The sequence below is a fragment of the Roseivirga sp. UBA838 genome, assembly GCF_002296035.1.
Taxonomy (GTDB): domain Bacteria; phylum Bacteroidota; class Bacteroidia; order Cytophagales; family Cyclobacteriaceae; genus Roseivirga; species Roseivirga thermotolerans.
In genome coordinates this window covers 1-14975 of record NZ_DBHC01000016.1, presented here as the reverse complement: position 1 = coordinate 14975, position 14975 = coordinate 1, and the positions used below count along the sequence as shown (strand labels likewise).

The window sequence follows — 14975 nt, the reverse complement described above, 5'->3', positions numbered from 1 at the left end:
AATTTTGGTGCAAATTGAGAATTGACCATATGAACGTTCCTGCAAACTTAAAGTACACAAAAGACCACGAATGGGTTAAGGTTGACGGTGATGAGGTTACCGTAGGTATCACAGACTTTGCCCAAGGCGAATTGGGTGATATTGTTTATGTAGAAATTGAAACCGAAGGAGAGACCATCGATACCAACGAGGTCTTTGGCACAGTAGAAGCTGTAAAAACAGTTTCAGACCTGTTTATGCCCGTAAGCGGTGAAATAATTGCCGTAAACGAAGACCTGGACGACTCCCCGGAAAAGGTAAACGAAAGTCCATACGAAGATGGCTGGATGATTAAGATAAAATTGTCTGACCCATCGGAATTAGATGGTCTGCTGTCGGCCGATGACTACAAAGCACATATAGGAGGTTAAGATGCTGGAACGTTGGAGGCCCTATGCACTATGGCCTGCCAGAGTTTGGGGTACCATTGTGGCCGTTTTAATGCTGCTGCCTCAAGACTCCTTTCCAGAGTCTAAACTTCTCTCATATGACAAATTAGCCCACTTAGGGGTGTTTTTCATATTCAGTATTCTTGTACTGTCTGGTTATCAGTTGCAAGGAAAACTGGAAAGCAAGGAAACAAATTACAAGAAGCTATCGTTAACTATATGCTTAGTTTTCGGTGCAATTCTAGAAATTCTCCAGCAATTGATACCCGGCCGAATGGCAGATATTTACGATTTGTTGGCAAATTTTCTGGGAGCCTTGTTTGGCGTGATTGTTTTTATGATTTTTATCAAAAATAAGCTTGCGTTTGAAAAACTAATATTATAGTTTTAGAATCTAACTAAACAGTGTTATGGAATTAAAGAAGAGTCCAAAGGCGGACGTTAACAGAAAGGCCACCATGTTTATGGCACTTGGCCTCATCTTGAGCCTTTCGATCACTTTGGCCGCCTTCGAATGGAAACAATATGAAGAAGGTGAGCTAATGGATCTAGGTATGGCTCCGGATGATTTTGAGGAATTGACTGAGATACCTCCTACCGAGCAGCCACCACCACCTCCTCCACCAATCAAGCAACCTCAGATTATCGAAATCCCTGATGAAGAGGAAATCGAAGAAGAAATTGAGATTGACTTAGATGTGGAAATCACTGAGGAAACAGAAGTAGAAGAAATTGTTTTCGAAGAAGAACCAGAAGAAGAAGAAGCCGATCAGGTATTCATGATTGTAGAAGAGCAAGCTTCTTTCCCTGGTGGAGATGCTGAATGGTATAAGTATCTGAATAAAAACCTTGAGTACCCGCGTCAAGCAAAAAGAATGGGTATTGAAGGTGCCGTTTTCCTTTCATTCATTGTAGATAAAGAAGGAAACATTTCAGACATTCAGGTAATGAGAGGTATTGGCGGTGGATGTGACGAAGAAGCCGTTCGAGTACTTAAAGAGTCTCCAAAATGGAACCCTGGAAAACAAAGAGGTAGACCAGTAAAGTCCAGAATGCAATTCAGAATAGTATTTAAACTGAAGTAAATAATAAGCCCACAAATGAGTGGGCTTTTTCTTTGATGTGATTAACTAATTTATTAGTTTTAATACTATAAAATTAGTTAGTATGGAACTCAAGAAGAACAAATCTATCGACTATGCGAGAAAAACCAGCCTTTTCTTTAGCATAGGTCTCTGTTGCAGCCTTCTGCTCGTATTCTCAGCCTTTCAGATTAAGGCTACTGTAGAACCGGAAATCATTGTATTCAATGAGAACCAAGTATTCGAAGATCCGGTAATTCCTCCTACGGAATTTGAACAGCCCAAACCTCCTAAGGTACCACAGGTTATAAAACTCATTGAGGTAGAGAATAAAATTGACCTTCCCGAGCTGGAAGATCCTATTATTGACCTAAACAATGAAGAAGACCTAATGGAGGACTTCGTCTTTACCAAACAGGAAGATGAAGTAACTAATGATGCAATTGTCATTGCAGAAACTAACGCCAGCTTTCCAGGTGGTCAAGAAGCTTGGATCAAGTTTCTTAAAAAGAACCTGAACTACCCTAAGTTTGCCAAACGATCAGGGATTGAGGGCAAAGTACTTCTGAGCTTTGTGGTAGATAAAGAGGGTAATATATCTGACGTGCAAGTACTTCGCGAAATTGGTGGCGGCTGTGACGAAGAAGCCAAACGCGTGCTTGAGATGTCGCCCAAATGGAATCCAGGGCTTCAACGCGGCAATCCTGTTAAATCAAGAATGTCCATGTTTATACACTTTGTACTTAAATAAAAGATTCAGCAACGCTCCGGTAATATGAGGACAATATCCCAGGTTCTCGCATTACCGGGGCAATCCGCAAAAACTCACAAAAAGCAGTGTCAGGCCCTCAAGTAAAAAACACAGAAGTATTCGGAAAGCAAAAGAAGTACCTGAAGGCTCCTTTTGTTAGGCTGAAAAAACTATATAATGTTGAGTAACTGTTCTTTAATCTTCTCCAACTCGTCTTTCATTCCAACCACTAACTTCTGAATAGGTGCATAGTTAGCCTTCGAGCCTATAGTATTTATCTCGCGACCAATCTCCTGGCTTATAAAACCCAGTTTTTTCCCTTGCGAGTCACTCTCGCCCATTACTTCCTTAAAGTAACTGAGGTGGTTACTCAGCCGAACCAGTTCTTCAGAAATATCAAGCTTCTCGATGTAGTAGATCATTTCCTGTTCAAACCGATTTTTATCAAATTCATCGGAGCTTTCTATCTCTTTCTGATGCTTCAGTATCCGTTCGCGTATGGCTTCTGCTCTCTCGGGATCCAGTGCTTTCACCTGTTCCAGAAAACTACCAATACTATCTATGTAGTTGGCAAGCTCGGCAGCCAAACTTGCACCCTCCTGCTGCCTAAAGTTATTACAAGACACTATAGCCTCGGCCAATAACTTTTTTACTCCCTTCCACTGTTCTTCAAGTTCTTCTTCATCTAAAGCAGATCCATTCATTACATCGGGGCTATGTAAAGCCAAACGAAAAAGATCGGATTGGTTGGCATTTACTTCCTTTGCCAAAGCCTCAAACTCCTTGTAATACTTCTTAAATAATTCATGGTTTACCTGGTTAGAGCTATCGGCTTCTGCATCCTGAACCATGTCTATGGTCACGGCCAGTTTACCCCGGGTAAGACCTTCGGAAAGTAAGGAACGAATCTCCAGTTCTTTGCTTTGAAACAGGCGTGGAACTTTAAGTTGAACATCGAGAAACTTAGAGTTCAGCGTTCGAATTTCAACATCTACCTGATGGCCTTTAACGGTACCTTTGGTGCGGCCGTAGCCGGTCATTGACTTTAGCATGCTTTCTAATTAATGCACAAAAATAGGTTAATTGACTTCTAATAAACTAAAAGTCGTAGCCAAAAGACAGTTGCAGTTTAGGGTTGAGCATTTCAAAGTTGCGTATTGGGAACGAAAAGTCTATTCGGCTAAAGAAACCAAACAACATGGTTCTTACCCCCACCCCGGTACTTTGCAACCATGGGTTTGAAAAATTGTTGATTACGGCAGTAAACGGAGAACCTTCATTCCTGATTTCCTCAATATTCAGATTGTTCTTGGGCTTAAACGGAGAAAGATCGTCCCAGGCCGAACCTATGTCATAGTATCCAATAACCTGAAGGTTCCTCAAAAAGTTGGACTTAAGCTCTGAATTGGTAAGCAATTGGTTGATTGGGAAACGTATTTCCCCTGAAAAGGTCATTACATTCTTACCCTGAAATGTGTTGTAGTTGTAACCTCTAAGGTTCGTAAACTGATGGAACAGCACATCGCTATTATCGAACAAGGTCTGGAAGTCCAACGGATTAACTTCGGCATTCGAAGACTCGGTACTGTTAAAGGCCCAGTTGTCTACTCCACCCAACAAATACTTCTTAGGTGCATTGCCAAAATACGATCCATAGAAGAATCGACCGGCAAGGTATATCCCCTTGTTCACTCTAAAGTAGTGTCTTAGGTCTACTTGTACATTACTGAAGCTTACAGCTTCAGAATTCATTTTCAGAAAAGACTCAAATCTCACCTTTGCACGAGTTCCCTGATGAAGGTTAGTTCCCACCACCACGCTGTTGTCAAATACCACAGAGGTATTAAAGCCTCCATATGTTGCGGTACTCTCCGAAACGAACTGGGAGGGATTATTACTTGGTATAAGTAAACGTATATCTCTGTCTATGTAGTTGGTTTGAGCCAAGAAGGGGTTAAAGTCTACGCGCAACTTATGGCTGAACGGATAGCTGGCTCCCACACTAAAAGTGCTTAGATTGAACCGTTGATTCAAGAAACGCTGCGGATCGATTCGTACGATGCTCTTGCGGTAGTATTTCACACTGTAGTCGAGTCGGTCTTTGAGATATTCGTACTCACCAGATATGTCATATCCCTGATTGAAGCTCAAGGGCACCAGCAAACTACCTTTGAACCGATGGTTTTGTAAGTAATCATTCATTTGGATTTCCATGAGCTGGCTAAATGATCGTAACTGATCAATTACAAAAGATGTCACCAGATTGTCCGTCTGAAAACGGTTCTCATAAGGTGCCGGCCCTTGTATTTTATCTGTAGACCGCGTGTTCTGGTATATACTCAAAAAAGACCGGCTACTCACCGTTGGGTCTTCTGAAGGCTTCTCAAACTGATAGTCTTTGGTATTGACCTTAGACTCTATCTTAAATTCATATTCTTCCGTATTAATAGCCCCTTCTTTGAGGGAATCTAACTGCTGCAAAGGAGACCTTACATTCTGAGGCACCAACGGGCCGGCATTTCGCACAGAATCCAGCTTATTGTATTGCTCTCCCAACCTCTCTCTTCTTCTTTGAGCCATAATCTTTGCCACCTCCAAAGCCCTTCGGGGAGTAACGGGGGTAAAAATGCTCTGAGTCAAATCAATAGATTGTGAAAACACAGCTTCTTTTCCTTCCAGATTAGACACAAAGGCCAACTGCCCACTCTGAGGGTGATAGTCATAGGTTTTAATACTATAAACAAAACTAGTAAGCTGCCTTGTGGTGGAATCTTGCAGACTGTATGAGTAAAGATTTTTAATCCCTTGTTGGTCGCTTACAAATACCACAGTGTGGCCACCAAAAGCTTTGGGTTGTTCATTAATAGCCAGGCTATTAGTAAGCTGTTTAAATGAGCTGTCGGGGTAGTCGATGTCATAGGTATATAAGTTGAACTGGTTACCCATTACATGTTCCAGACTGTCGGGGCCGGATACAAAAACACTATCCGTAGATCGGTTAGAAGAAAAAACCACCTGATTCGACCCCTCAAAAAAGCTTATATCTCGTTCGTCAAAACGATCGTCACTTATTTTCCTTACCTGACCTCTTACAAGATTGTATACATAGGCATTAGAAACATCATTGATTGAGCCGGTCATTACCGCAAGTCGTCCTCCATCTTTAAAATCAAAGCTCTGAATAATACCCAAAAGAGGTATCTTAAGCTTCTGCTCTCCTTTTTCGCCCAATCGCTTTACTGCCAAAACATTTGCGCCATTTTCAGCATAAACAATACCCAGTGTGGTCGTGTCGGCCCAGCTGAGGATAGGATAGTGTGTGTAAACTTCCTGATCGATTAGCTTAAGTCCTCCTTTAAATATCTCCCGCTCCTCATTATTGGTCATATTTCGTACCCTTACTTTAAACTGTCCCTCATTGGTCGCTGCATAGGCCAAAAAACGACCATCAGGACTAAACTTCACTGATGTGTAGCGGTCTTCGTTTTTATTTTTACCTGAAACCTTGGTGCCGGGATCGGGAGCAGAATAGTTATTCTCTTTAAGCTGAATGTTGGCGTTGTTATAAAAAATGCGCCACTCGTTCATAAACTGTTCGTAGGGTACTCCAAGAGTACGCTCAATACTGTTTTCTTCGTTCCGAATAATTCGGGCAAGGTTTAGAATGTTGGAAATACTGCGCTGTCCGTATTTCTGAGCAATATAGTTCCAGATAGACTGCCCCAGGAGTCTGTTCATTTCAGCACTCAAGCGAATAAACTTATCTTCTGAGGTGGTAGAAACATATTCTCTTACCGCATCGTCCGATTCTTTATCCCATCCGTAGGCCACATATTTGGCTATACCGCCTGTAAACCAAACCGGAATGGGGTTGGTGAAAGAGCTTTGGAACATTTCTGCAATGTTGCCACCGTACAACATTTCTTCTATCAGCATCTCGGTGATACTGTATAATGCCTTCTTCTTAAAAGAACTGTAGTCGCCTGAATAAGCCAACTCTACCTGAGATTGTACAAACTCGGTTTCTCCACCAACCGTAAAATCTCCGGCATTTACCCCCACATTGCTCTGCTGTTTGTCTGCCACAGAGTTGTAGAGAAAGATTCTGATTTTGGCATAAGGCGGGTAACCAATGGTTTCAGTTATCCTGTTAAACTCACTTTCGAGATATTCAATGGTTTTTCGAGCCAACCCCTGCCCGCCTTCATAATAATACACCTCAAAGTTTTCTGAGGCAAAATAACTCCAGTCGAAATACTTGTACTGAATTCTATTCTTACCAAATTTCTCTCTGAAGGCTTGTGCTTGTGCCTCATTCACCACAAAAAGCACAGTGAAAAGCACAAATAGAAGCGGGTACGTTTTGGAATACTTTATAACCATATGTGGTTGTCGAAGAAACTCTTAAAATAACGAAAAAAACCTTTCAATATTGACTTCATCATCCAGTGCTCCGTTTTCTTCCATATGTAATGCAAGTTGTCTTGCATAATATGGAGCCAACGACACTCCCTTAGCTCCAAGCCCATTGAAAATCCAGATATTTCTCTCTTCAAAATGCCTGCCAACAAAAGGCTTTCGGTCTTTTGTGGCAGGCCTTATTCCTGCCTTCTGGTCTATCACCTCAAAGTCAAAATTCACCAGGCTCTTCACACGATCTATTAACTCACTTTTTGCGGCAATGGTTGGAATTTCGTCCAGTTGGCCATTATCGTAAGTAGATCCACACTTACACATTCCACTGCCCAAGGGTATAACAAATACACCTCTATTGTAAATTACCCTTGGCATAACGCTAGATTTAATGAAAAGTAACTCCCCCTTCACCGGCCGGTATGGCAACCAACTGAACCATGGATTGGTGGTTGAGAGGTGACCATCGCAAAAAACCAAATGGCGAAAGTCTATTCCTTCGTAGGTGTAGTTCCCTCCCATTTTTTGAAGCTTATTGGGGTTGAATTGGCTTTCCAGAAGCAAACCCGACTTTACTAAATAAGCTCTGAAACTTTTCAACAGAGTAGCTGTGTCTAGGTATCCTGATTTATTCAGTAAAATTCCTCCATAAGGGTTCTGCACTTCATCTTCACAAAAAGGTTTTTGCTTAATACCGGCAATGTAAGGGATATAGGCTGGCTCAATACTCTTCGCCATCCACTCATTTTGTTCTTCTATAGAGAAGAAAGGCCTGTAAATAGGAATACTATAGAAAAAAGACTCGTCCAGGTCGTTTTCCCATTCCCGGTAAAAGCCATCCAGATATTCAAACAACACATCTCCATTCCAGGTCTTAACCATTTTTCTACCCGTAATGGGATTATACAACCCTCCTGCAACTTTCGAACTATTGGAAAGCGATGGTTCATCGATAACCATAACTCGTTTTCCCATCTCCAAAAGTTGTCTTGCCAATACACTACCGGCAATCCCGGCTCCAACCACAAGATAGTCCACCCTCATGCAGCGAAATTATCGAAGTATTCTTGATAACTCTTGAATAAACGGTGAAATTTAGAGCTTTTAAACGGTTAAAGTATGCACGTAAAAACATTCACGTTCAACCCTTTTATGGAAAACACCTATGTGGTATATGAAGAGGGCAAGGGAGTTATTATTGACCCGGGATGCTTCGATCCGGCCGAAGAATCTCAACTGGTTAGCTACATAGAACGAGAATCCATTCACATAGAAAAAATATTGAATACACATGGCCACATAGACCATGTATTGGGTAATGCGTTTGCTATGCGTCAATTTAACGCCCCACTCTACATTGGAGAAAACGATCTTGATACGCTCAGATCGGTAGAAGCCTATGCACCAAGCTACGGCTTTCAAAAGTATACCCCCTCGCAACCGGATTTCTTCCTTAAAGAAGGTGATACCGTAGAGGTGGGCAGTGGCCAACTCGAAGTACTTTTTGTACCCGGACACGCCCCCGGACACATAGCTTTTTATAACCGGAAGGACGGATTTCTTATTGGTGGAGATGTTCTGTTCCATGAAAGCATTGGCAGAACTGATTTACCGGGAGGGAATTACGACACCTTAATTGCCAGTATTCGGGAGAAATTCTTTAAGTTAAATGATGAAACTCTGGTGTATCCAGGTCACGGCATTCCCACCACCATTAGTCACGAAAAGAAGTACAACCCTTTTTGCGCCATCCAATGAAATGGATTATAAAAAACATACCTAACCTGTTTACGCTAACCAACTTGGTCCTTGGGGTTTTGGCTATAGAACATATACTTTCCGCCCCGGAGGGCAGTGAACCCAAAGTGCACTACTTTGTTTTTGCAGCTGCCTTTTGCGACTTGCTCGATGGTGCTTTGGCAAGAGCGCTTAAGGTGCCTTCAAAATTCGGTGTGCAGCTCGATTCACTAGCCGATTTGGTCACATTTGGGGTGCTCCCCACCTTTATATATGCATCCTATTTCCCGATAGAAGGTTGGGGATATCTCATTTTACTAGTTCCCGTTTGTTCGGCCATACGACTGGCCATTTTCAATATCTCAGATAATCAAAGTGCCGTTTTTAAGGGCATTTCTACTACGGCCCATGGACTGTTTGTTTCCGCACTCCCCATAGTTATATACAATCAATCGAGCTACTTTGGGCAAACCCTTCATGAAGCAAGCTATTGGCTCATAGTACTGGCCGTATTTTTTTCATTTCTTATGGTGAGCCCCATGAAAATGATCTCATTAAAATTCAAAGGATTTGCTTTTAGGCATAATTGGGAGAAATATACACTACTACTTTCAACTATACCCTTGGTAGCCGTGTTTAGGTTCGACTCGGCTCCTTACCTAATGATGCTTTATTTGCTGCTGTCGCTCACCGTTAATTTTAAAAGCTCCGAAAATACAACCCACAAAGTTTAAACGTTATAAATCAGCAACTTAAAGTATTGAAAGCCAAACACCTCATTATTGCGCTCCTCTGTTTCATGCAGCCTATACTGCATGCCCAGCAAGCCAGTGTTTTGGCCGAAGGGCACTGGGTGAAGATGGGCTTTACCTCTCCCGGTGTATATAAAATCTCATGGAACAAACTGCGCGAAATGGGCTTTTCTCCGGAAAGCATAGACCCTCGCCAATTGGCCGTTTACGGAAATCCGGGAGGCATGCTCCCTCAATCTAACAGCGACCAACGACCGATTGACCTCACTGAAAACGCCATAGTGGTGTCGGGAGCAAACGATGGTGTGTTCAACGAAAACGATTTTATCCTGTTCTATGTAGATTCACCCCACAAAACCATCTACGATGGCACTACGAAAACATTTCAGGTAGAAAAAAATCTCTATTCCGACAGTGTATTTTATTTCCTTACACATAAACCTTCTGCCGGAAAAAGGGCTCGACAGACTCCCAACCTAGGCACCGACCATCAAAAAATCACTCAATCCAGGTATCTGTTTTATCATGAAAATGACCTAATTAACCTGCTGTCTTCCGGTAGAGAATGGCTTGGCGAAAGCATTACCTCCGTTCCAATCTCCTTTCAGCACAGCCTAGCCGGTTTAGCGGAAGCAACCCAGGCCACAATTCATGCAAGCCTTGTGGCACAGGCCTTTACCACTACCCAAGCCTCCATAAAAGTGAATGGATCGGAAGTCGGACAAATGAACTTCAATGCCATACCCAACTCACAATACACCATAAAAGGCAATATCCAGCAAAACAGCTTCTCTATTCCGTTAAATCTACTCAGTTCTGGTGCTTTAGAAGTTAGTCTCTCTTATGACAGAAATAGCTCAGGCAATGCCGTGGCCTATTTAGATAAATACCTTGTAGAGGTAGAGGCAAAAGCTGCATTCCAAACTGAGCAGAAAACACTCCGGTTCACCCCCGACCATTCGGGCTTAGTCACATATCAGTTAGAAACTTCAAGCAACGATCTGGTCATTTGGAATATTTCGGACCCATCCAATATTGCTATTCAGGAATTCAGCCGATCGAACAACCAAGCCCAGTTTGGAGCTTTTACAGAAGAACAAGCTACATATCAGGTTTTTAATCCATCAAGTTTACCAGAGCCCCTTCAGTTTAAGTCCATAGCTAATCAAAACCTCAGAGCAACCCCTCCGGTCGACTTTTTAATTGTTACTCATGAGAGTTTAATACTACAGGCCGAGCGTTTAGCCACATTTAGAAGAACGCACGACCTTATGAGCGTTCAAGTAGCTTCAACCTCACAAATCTACAACGAGTTTAGTAGCGGCCGCCAGGATATTGTGGCCATTCGCGATTTCATTAGACACAAATACGATCAGGGCAACTTAAAGTATGTGCTCTTTTTGGGAAAAGGCTCATTTGATTATAAAAACAGAGTATCAGACAATACCAACCTCGTACCCACTTATGAGTCGAGAAACTCCATACACCCGCTATTGTCTTATTCCTCAGACGATTTCTTTGGCTTTTTGGATAATGACGAGGGCTTCTGGGAGGAGTCTACATCAGGAGATCATCAACTAGACATTGGTATAGGGCGTATACCTGCACGCAACTACGATCAGGCCAAAAAAGCTATAGATAAAATCATTCTATACCATACCCATCCAAACACTATGGGCAACTGGAAAAGTAAAATTCTCTTTGTCGCAGATGATGGAGACAGAAATATTCACCAGCGCGATGCCGATCAGCTCGCTACTCTGGTAGACACTACTTATCATCAATTTCGGGTAAACAAGTTCTATCTGGATGCATTCGAACAGGAAAGAAAGCCTAATGGCGAGTTTTCTCCGGCTGCAGAAAAAGCATTGCTCGATGCCGTAAACCAGGGAAAACTGATCATCAACTTTACAGGTCATGGTGCTGAATTTGGTTGGACCCAAGAACGCATACTCACATTCAATCATATAGATCAGTGGCGAAATACCTACAAAATGCCTTTTCTGATTACTGCCACTTGCGAGTTCGGACGAAATGACGACCCTAATACAGAATCAGGAGCCGAACGATTGATTTTTAAAAACACCGGTGGAGCTATTGGACTCTTAACAACCGCCCGACCTGTATTTTCCAGCACCAATTATCGCCTGAACGAAGCTCTTTACGGTTCCATGCTCAAACAAAACAACGGAGAGTACCAACGACTCGGGGATGTCATCAAATTCACTAAAAATAATTCACTACAAGGAAGCCTAAACCGAAATTTCATCCTCCTTGGCGACCCAAGCATGAGGCTAGCATATCCTCAGAATCAGGTAGAAATAACACACATAAATGGAAAAGAACCCTCTGAAACAGATACACTAAGGGCGCTTCAACCGATTCAAGTTCGTGGCCGAATTATCTCCAATGGTTCTGTTGCCCCCAACTTTAACGGAATAGCGACCATAGAACTATTAGACAAGACCCAACCGAAAATTACCCTTGGTTCAGAAAATGCTCCTTTCGAATATAAGGAAAGAGACCGGGTATTATTTAGAGGAGAAGCCACAGTAGAAGCTGGCCATTTTACCATAAATTTTACAATCCCTAAAAACATCGACTACTCTTTCGGTCATGGAAAAATTCAGGCCTATGCAAAAACCAACCATCAAGAGGCTTTAGGTAGCACTCTTTCCTTTACGCTTGGTGGCACACACCCCAGTCCGGTCACAGATACCGCCCCCCCTGAAATCAGAATTTTCCTCAATGATACCCTGGCACCCCCTCAGAGTCCCTTCGACCCTGATGTTTTAGCCATTGTAAAGCTTAGAGACCAAACCGGTATAAACATTTCCAATGCCGTACTGGGTCAAAACTTAATGCTCATTCTTAATGACACACTACAGATAGATCTGGGAGAAACCTTCACCACTCTGCCAGACAAAGCGGGGCGTGGTATGGCAACCACTTTGTTGCAAGGTCTTCCAGAAGGCAAACACCGCATAGAAGTAAGAGCAAGAGACTCACACGGAAATGCAGCCGTTGAATACCTGGAGTTTGAGGTAATGGAGAATTCATCGTACATCACAGAAATAAAATCCTATCCGAATCCGTTTATAGAGGAAACCTTTTTTAAAGTAACTCACAAATTGGTACAGGAAAACCTTCTGGTAAGTGTTGATATTATCAGTAATCAAGGCAAACCTGTACACCGAATAGAACAAGAAGTGCTCAGTGCAGAAGCTACATTAGAGATAAACTGGAACGGAAAAGACAATAACCAACAACGACTAAATGCCGGCATTTACTTTTATACACTCAAAATAGTTTCAAAAACAACGGGAAAAAGCGACTTTGTACGCAGAAAACTCATAATTTCAAATTAACTATTACGTACTATCTTTGAACAAAAAATTCATGCAACATAGGATTTTCATCTTCACCATACTCCTCTCCTACATCACTCTCAATACCTTTGGACAAAACTCAGGAAACATAAGTGGCCAGGATACAGATAGAAATGTAATTGGAACAGCCGTGCCTTTTCTTACCATTGCTCCAGACCCTGTATCAGGAGCCATGGGAGACGTTGGTGTAGCTACCAACCCAGATCTTAATGCCACATTTTGGAATCCGGCCAAACTATCCCAAATAAACCAAAACTCAGGACTCGGCATCACCTTCACCCCATGGTTAAAAAAATATGTAGACGATATGTCGCTCTCCTACCTCTCCGGTTTTAAAAAAATAGATGATGAACAAGCCTTTGGTGTAGCACTTACCTACTTCAATCTTGGCGATATAGAATTAACCAATGGAGCCGGACAACCCATAGGAAGTTTCACTCCAAGAGAGTTCTCCATTGCCGCAAGTTATTCACGTAAACTAAGCGACAACCTTAGCCTTGGTGTAACCGGTAAGTACATTCTCTCCAATCTCTCAGGCAATATTACCACCAGCCCTGTTTCTGACCCTAAACCAGGAACCAGCATTGCAGCCGACATTGGAGTATACTACAGAACACAATTAACGGTATTAAACAAACAGTCTCAAATATCTTACGGAGCCACCATTACCAATATAGGCTCTAAGATTTCATACAATAGTGCTGATGAAGAAGACTTCATACCTACCACCTTGCGGTTAGGTACAGCACTTTCTTCATTCCTGGACCCCTACAATAAAATTACTATTGCCTTAGATGTCAGTAAGCTGATGGTTCCGACCCCACAACCCGATGGATCACATAGAGATAAAGGCCTTTTGGATGGAATTTTTAGTTCGTTCGGAGATGCCCCCGGAGGATTCAATGAAGAGCTGCAAGAAATAATGTTTTCAATTGGTGCCGAATACGAATACAATGAAAAATTTGCCCTCAGAACCGGTTACTTCTACGAACACGAAAACAAAGGAAATAGAAAGTATTTCACAGCCGGGCTTGGCTTCAAGCTGGAGAAGATCGAATTGAACTTCTCCTATCTAGTACCACAATTACAAGAGCATCCATTGGCCGAAACGTTGCGGTTTGGTGCCATAATCAATTTCTCAAAGAAAAAGGAGGATAATTAATATGCTCGACAGAACTCAGGCCCCCTCGGTTCAGCAAGTTCAAAAAATATCTTTACCACCGATCGAAAAGTTCTCCCTTCCCGGAGGAAGCAACCTGTATGCATACCCTGAAAAAAACACAGAGGCATTTCGAATAGAGTTACTTACAAAAGGAAGCAATCTTAATGCGCAAAATGCAGCTGAGGTTCAACTGGCCATCAAGATGCTCCTGGAAGGCACAAATAGATACAGCGGAGCACAACTGTCGGAGAAAATAGATGAACTGGGTAGCTTTGTCGAAATAACCCCCGGCTTCGACCACTCTTCTATCTCAATCTATGGTCTCAAAAAGCATTTCAATGAGAATATAGGCCTTCTTAGCGACATCATATATGAAAGCTCATTTCACGATCAAGCACTAAATACACTCAAAGAAAAAGAGCAAAACAGGCTTAAACTGAATATGCAAAAGGGAAGTTATACTTCCTCAGTAAACCTTAGGAACGCCCTTTTCAAAGACCATCCCTATGGCTACCGCCTCTATCCTTCAGATATCAATTCAATCAATTCTCAACAGCTACAAACATTTCATAAAAACTATACTTGCTCATTCGACATCTTTCTTTCAGGAGATCTTCCAAGCAACTACTATCAAATAATCTCAGGCTACTTTTCCAAAAGACAGCCTGAAGTACCCAAGCAGTTTGAGACTCCCTCATTTAAAGAAAGTAATGCTCCCAAAGACACAAGCCACAGAGACTCAAAGTTTGTACAAAGCTCCATTAAATTAGGTAAAAGGCTATTTACACGTAGCAGCCCCGATTACTTTCACTTCATGGTGGCCAACGAACTACTTGGCGGTTTTTTTGGCTCAAGGCTAATGAAGAATATCCGAGAAGATAAAGGCTACACCTATGGTATATACTCTAGCCTTTACCCCTTAAATCACAGTGGCTATTTCGTTATTTCTACTGATGTCAAAGCTGAATATGAACAAGAAACCATCCACGAAATCTACAAAGAAATTAAACGGTTACAAGAAGAGCCCGTCTCAGCACAAGAGTTAGAAGTGGTCAAAAACTACATGATAGGCAACTACCTGAATGCCATATCGAGCCCATTCTCAATTATTACCAAATACAAAACCCTTGCCACGCAGTCCCTTCCCACTGATTTCTATAATAATTACCTTGAAGCAATAAACAACACCAGCAGAGAAGATATACAGCAGGTCCTCTCTACGCATCTTCAAACCGAAAGCCTGACAAGAAGTATAAGCGGG

At 42.2% G+C, this 14975-nt stretch carries 12 protein-coding genes; 9 read left to right on the top strand and 3 right to left on the bottom strand.

What is annotated here, in order from left to right; genetic code table 11:
* The first annotated feature begins 29 nt into the window (after positions 1 to 29).
* The 4 genes from gcvH to B3O12_RS05520 all read left to right on the top strand — a co-directional run bounded on the left by gcvH (position 30) and on the right by B3O12_RS05520 (position 2261).
* Positions 30 to 410 carry a glycine cleavage system protein GcvH gene (gcvH, locus tag B3O12_RS05530; protein ID WP_189629312.1) on the top strand — a complete coding sequence of 127 codons (381 nt, stop codon included), beginning with the start codon at positions 30 to 32 and terminating at the stop codon, positions 408 to 410.
* A 1-nt stretch (position 411) separates the two neighbouring features.
* The gene (locus tag B3O12_RS18780) at positions 412 to 813 is read left to right on the top strand and encodes a VanZ family protein (RefSeq protein ID WP_414706567.1); all 402 of its coding nucleotides are present in this window, start codon (positions 412 to 414) and stop codon (positions 811 to 813) included.
* A 25-nt stretch (positions 814 to 838) separates the two neighbouring features.
* A complete protein-coding gene (locus B3O12_RS05525; RefSeq protein WP_189629310.1) occupies positions 839 to 1513 on the top strand; it encodes an energy transducer TonB in 675 nt (224 codons plus the stop codon).
* A gap of 82 nt (positions 1514 to 1595) precedes the next feature.
* Entirely contained in the window at positions 1596 to 2261 is a 666-nt protein-coding gene (locus tag B3O12_RS05520; RefSeq protein WP_286755586.1) for an energy transducer TonB, read from the top strand.
* 170 nt (positions 2262 to 2431) lie between these two features.
* On the opposite strand, the gene B3O12_RS05515 is transcribed toward B3O12_RS05520, so the two are convergent.
* Genes B3O12_RS05515 through B3O12_RS05505 form a run of 3 tightly spaced genes read right to left on the bottom strand, consistent with a single transcriptional unit; the run spans position 2432 to position 7718 of the window.
* Positions 2432 to 3313, bottom strand: a complete 882-nt coding sequence (locus B3O12_RS05515; RefSeq protein WP_286755585.1) for a YicC/YloC family endoribonuclease — start codon at positions 3311 to 3313, stop codon at positions 2432 to 2434.
* A gap of 46 nt (positions 3314 to 3359) precedes the next feature.
* A complete protein-coding gene (locus B3O12_RS05510; RefSeq protein ID WP_286755584.1) occupies positions 3360 to 6644 on the bottom strand; it encodes a hypothetical protein in 3285 nt (1094 codons plus the stop codon).
* Positions 6645 to 6665: 21 nt separating this feature from the next.
* A complete protein-coding gene (locus B3O12_RS05505; RefSeq protein WP_286755583.1) occupies positions 6666 to 7718 on the bottom strand; it encodes an NAD(P)/FAD-dependent oxidoreductase in 1053 nt (350 codons plus the stop codon).
* Positions 7719 to 7793: 75 nt separating this feature from the next.
* On the opposite strand from B3O12_RS05505, the gene B3O12_RS05500 reads away from it, so the two are divergent.
* The 5 genes from B3O12_RS05500 to B3O12_RS05480 form a co-directional block, all read left to right on the top strand.
* Positions 7794 to 8432: an MBL fold metallo-hydrolase gene (locus tag B3O12_RS05500; RefSeq protein ID WP_229838550.1), complete on the top strand. Its 639-nt coding sequence runs from the start codon at positions 7794 to 7796 to the stop codon at positions 8430 to 8432.
* Complete coding sequence (locus B3O12_RS05495) at positions 8429 to 9145, top strand: CDP-alcohol phosphatidyltransferase family protein (protein ID WP_286755582.1); 717 nt, start codon at positions 8429 to 8431, stop codon at positions 9143 to 9145. The genes B3O12_RS05500 and B3O12_RS05495 overlap by 4 nt, the downstream gene beginning before the upstream one ends.
* 26 nt (positions 9146 to 9171) lie before the next feature.
* Positions 9172 to 12531: a type IX secretion system sortase PorU gene (gene porU / locus B3O12_RS05490; RefSeq protein WP_286755581.1), complete on the top strand. Its 3360-nt coding sequence runs from the start codon at positions 9172 to 9174 to the stop codon at positions 12529 to 12531.
* Positions 12532 to 12562: 31 nt separating this feature from the next.
* Positions 12563 to 13714, top strand: a complete 1152-nt coding sequence (gene porV / locus B3O12_RS05485; RefSeq protein WP_189629303.1) for a type IX secretion system outer membrane channel protein PorV — start codon at positions 12563 to 12565, stop codon at positions 13712 to 13714.
* Between the two features lies 1 nt (position 13715).
* A partial coding sequence (locus B3O12_RS05480; RefSeq protein WP_286755580.1) for a M16 family metallopeptidase occupies positions 13716 to 14975 on the top strand: 1260 nt, incomplete at its 3' end.

What these genes read in the sequence shown, in the direction of transcription:
- gcvH (WP_189629312.1), top strand. Translation starts at nt 30, where the DNA reads ATGAACGTTCCTGCAAACTTAAAGTACACAAAAGACCACGAATGGGTT.
- B3O12_RS18780 (WP_414706567.1), top strand. Translation starts at nt 412, where the DNA reads ATGCTGGAACGTTGGAGGCCCTATGCACTATGGCCTGCCAGAGTTTGG.
- B3O12_RS05525 (WP_189629310.1), top strand. Translation starts at nt 839, where the DNA reads ATGGAATTAAAGAAGAGTCCAAAGGCGGACGTTAACAGAAAGGCCACC.
- B3O12_RS05520 (WP_286755586.1), top strand. Translation starts at nt 1,596, where the DNA reads ATGGAACTCAAGAAGAACAAATCTATCGACTATGCGAGAAAAACCAGC.
- B3O12_RS05515 (WP_286755585.1), bottom strand. Translation starts at nt 3,313, where the DNA reads ATGCTAAAGTCAATGACCGGCTACGGCCGCACCAAAGGTACCGTTAAA.
- B3O12_RS05510 (WP_286755584.1), bottom strand. Translation starts at nt 6,644, where the DNA reads ATGGTTATAAAGTATTCCAAAACGTACCCGCTTCTATTTGTGCTTTTC.
- B3O12_RS05505 (WP_286755583.1), bottom strand. Translation starts at nt 7,718, where the DNA reads ATGAGGGTGGACTATCTTGTGGTTGGAGCCGGGATTGCCGGTAGTGTA.
- B3O12_RS05500 (WP_229838550.1), top strand. Translation starts at nt 7,794, where the DNA reads ATGCACGTAAAAACATTCACGTTCAACCCTTTTATGGAAAACACCTAT.
- B3O12_RS05495 (WP_286755582.1), top strand. Translation starts at nt 8,429, where the DNA reads ATGAAATGGATTATAAAAAACATACCTAACCTGTTTACGCTAACCAAC.
- porV (WP_189629303.1), top strand. Translation starts at nt 12,563, where the DNA reads ATGCAACATAGGATTTTCATCTTCACCATACTCCTCTCCTACATCACT.